Source organism: Spirillospora sp. NPDC049652 (assembly GCF_040675125.1).
Classification (GTDB): Bacteria; Actinomycetota; Actinomycetes; order Streptosporangiales; family Streptosporangiaceae; genus Spirillospora.
In genome coordinates this window covers 1-3260 of record NZ_JBFAOF010000830.1, presented here as the reverse complement: position 1 = coordinate 3260, position 3260 = coordinate 1, and the positions used below count along the sequence as shown (strand labels likewise).

The following is a 3260-nucleotide window of genomic DNA, read 5'->3' as shown; positions in this document are numbered from 1 at the left end:
CGCTCGGCTTCGGCGGTCGCGCGCTTCGACTCGGCGGTCGCGCGCTCGGTCTCGGCTTCGGCTCGGGCGGCTTCCAGACGGCGTTCGTTCTCGGCACGGGCCGCGCGGTCCTCCAGGGCCGCCGAATGGGCCCGTCCGAGCGCCACGGCGCGTCCGACCGCGTACGCGGCCACGCACAGGAACAGGCCTCGGAACAGCGAGTCGGCCGAGGGCCGGATCACCGCGGTCAGGACGAGCTGAAGCGTGATGACACCGATCCGCGCCGCGGGACCGGACCGGGCCGCCAGCGTGTAGTAGGCGAGGATCGGCCCGTACCAGACGGGCTGCCAGGCCAGCGGCGACACCAGGTCGTAGGACGCGCCGAACCCGGCCGACAGGAGCAGGACGGGCACGGGAGCGCGGCGGCGGAACGCCAGCGGAAGGGCCGAGCCGGTGACCGCCGCGTACCCCCACCAGGGCCAGTGCCCGCCGCCCTCGCGCGGGATGGACAGCAGCGGCCAGACCTGGGCGAGCAGGATCGCGGCGGTGAGGACCGCGTCGGAGGCCCAGGTCTCGGACCAGCGGCGGAGGCGCACCACAATCGGCATACCGGACACATCGCGCATCGTGTCATGCCGTGCCGCGCGCCGGGCTCGTGGCGGCGTCCGGGGCGGCGCCCGGCCGGACGCCCGCGCGCCACAGCGGCAGCAGCGAGACGAGCACCAGCGCGCCGGTCAGCGGGAGCAGGTCCAGGGACGCGAGCGAGGCGACGATGCCGGCCAGCGTGGCGGCGGGCGCCCATGCCGGGAGGGCGCGGACGGCGACGCAGCCGATCAGCAACGCCAGCAGGCCGAGGTAGAACAGCGCGGGCCCCGGCCCGTACACGATGGCCGGGACGCCGGGGACCGACTTGACGCTGTCGAACATCCGGGACATCTCATCCGGGTCGGCGGCCGTCCCCCCGACCCAGACGTCGATGCCGAACTGCGCCGCCGCCGCGGCCGCACCGGCCAGCCCGACGGCGGTCGAGATCGCGGCGACGACCCGGCCCGCCGCCCCGCGTCCCCCGGCGGCGCGCCGCAGCGTCAGCAGGACCGGCACGAACAGGGCGATCGAGACGAGGAAGGCGAGGTGGCCGAGGACCCAGAGCGCGCCGGGGCCGTGCCGCCCGTCCAGGCCGTCCGCCAGCCGGACGAGGCCGTAGACGGAGATCAGCGCGGGTGCGGCGAGAAGCGCGAAGCGTGTGTGCTGCATGCCGTCGATACTCGTCCGACCGGCCCCTCGGGCACATCGCCGACGTCGGCGATCTCCCGCCTCCCCCGCACGACCGAGACGCCCGTCCGCCGCCCGCGCCGCCCCGGCCCGGCCGTCAGTGCGCCCGACCGTCAGCGCGCCCGAACGTCAGCCGGCCCAGACGTCAGCCCGGCCCAGACGTCAGTGCGCTCGGACGTCAGCGCGCCGGGACGTCAGCGCGCCGGGGCGTCGGCTCGGCCGGGACGTCGGCTCGGCCGGGTGCGCTGGCGTGGCCGGGGTCGGCGTGGCCGGGTGCATCGGCGTGGCCGGGTGCGTCGGCGTGGCAGGGGCGGTGGCGTGGGCGGGTCAGTGGGACGGGACGCGGCGCGCCCGCGGGACGAGTTCTTCGATCAGCGCCTCGGTCTCGGGCTGGAGCGGGTCGTATCCGGCGTACGCGTGCAGTTCGTCCACGACGGCGCGGACGGCCTCGTCGTCGCCGGACGCGCGGGTCGCGCGGAGCAGGTCACGCCACAGCACCTCCTCGCGCGGCGCGAAGCGCAGGCCCGCGCGGGACGCGTCGAGCGCGCCGCGCACGTCGCCCGCGTCCAACCGCAGGACGGTCAGCCGGTGCGCGACGTCCACGACACGGGCCCCGGCCTCGTACTCCAGCGTTTCGGCGGCGAGCCAGCCGTAGCGGCCGCGCGGACGGTCCGCCAGGAGCGGGCCGCGGACGAGGTCCAGCGCGTACGACATGTAGGCGGCCTCGGACGACGGCTCGGCGGCCGACCGCCAGATCAGCCAGCGGAACACCGACCAGTCGACCCGGACCTCCGAGCCGAGCCGGATGCGCCCGCGCTCGTCGTGGTACAGGTTCGGGCGGCCGCGCGCGTCGCGTCCGACCCAGTCGGAGACGCGCGCGATGCAGGCGTCCCGGACGGCCTGGCTCACCCCGCGCGGCCAGACCGCGCCGCCGAGCACCGTCGGGTGCACGCCGTTCGGATGCGTCGCGAGGTAGACGAGCACCTCGGTGCACAGGTCGCGGCGCTCGTCGTCCATCGGGCCGGGCGCGTCCACCTCGATCCGGCCGAGCAGCCGGATGTCCACCGACGAGCGGCCCTCGCCCGGCGGCTCGGCGGCGCTCTCGGCGGACGGTTCGGGCAGCGGCACCGACGTCAGGTCCGAGGCCGTGCGGAACAGCTCGAACAGGCCCCGGTACTGCTCCTCCGGGACGAGCTGCGCGTCCACCTCGAAGCCGAGGACGCCAGCGTGCAGGCGTCCGGCCTCGTCCACGTCCCAGGTCCAGGTCGCGCCCTGGACGTCGCCGGGGACCAGGTACCCGGCGGCCATCCGGGTGCCGGTGCGGGCGAGCGCGACGAGGCGGTCCGCCTCCCGCTCGGTGGGCGCGTCCGACATGATCAGGTAGTGCGGCATCCAGGCCTCGCCGAACACGCCCCGCGCGCGGCCGGTGAGCACCGAGTCCACGCCGGACGCGGCGAGCGCCTGCCGGACCTCCTCGCTGCGCGCCTCCAGCTCCGGCAGCGCCTCGACCAGCGTCGGGACGGCCCGGACCCGGTCCGGCGCGACCTCCGCCAAGCCCTCGCCGAGCTCCTGCCCGAACCCGACCAGCGTGATCCGCATGTGGTCGGACCAGCGGTTGGTGGCCAGCTCCAGCGCGAGCGCGGCGAGCGCGGCGCGGCGGTTGGCGTCGTCTCCGCGGAGCGCGATGAGGCCGTGCGCCGCCTCCAGGTCGACCAGGATGCGCCCGGTCTCGTTCGTGCCGAGCGACACCAGGCCGGGATACGGCGCGAGGACGTCGGCGAGGCCCGCCTCCGAGACGTCAGCGGCGCGCAGCCGCCACACCTGGCCGCCGTCGTAGGCGCGCCACGGCGCGGGCGGCTCCGGATCGGCGGGCGCGATCCACAGGTCCATGCTCTCGGCCCCGAGGTGGACGGCGTAGACGGTCGGCAGGGCGCGTCCCTCGGCGGCGAGCGCCCTGGAGAGCATCCGCAGGCCGACGTCGAGCAGCCGCGCCCCGGCGTCGTCCGCGC

Annotated in this window: 2 protein-coding genes and 1 pseudogene; all 3 read right to left on the bottom strand. The window is 76.5% G+C overall.

Annotated features, from left to right (window positions below; genetic code table 11):
• Window positions 1–587: pseudogene (locus AB0J52_RS33390) on the bottom strand (sensor histidine kinase); the annotation flags it as partial.
• A 22-nt stretch (window positions 588–609) separates the two neighbouring features.
• The gene (locus AB0J52_RS33385; RefSeq protein ID WP_500186856.1) at window positions 610–1233 is read right to left on the bottom strand and encodes a hypothetical protein; all 624 of its coding nucleotides are present in this window, start codon (window positions 1231–1233) and stop codon (window positions 610–612) included.
• A 345-nt stretch (window positions 1234–1578) separates the two neighbouring features.
• Window positions 1579–3260 (bottom strand): AfsR/SARP family transcriptional regulator (locus AB0J52_RS33380; RefSeq protein WP_500186855.1); only part of this gene is annotated, 1682 nt, incomplete at its 5' end.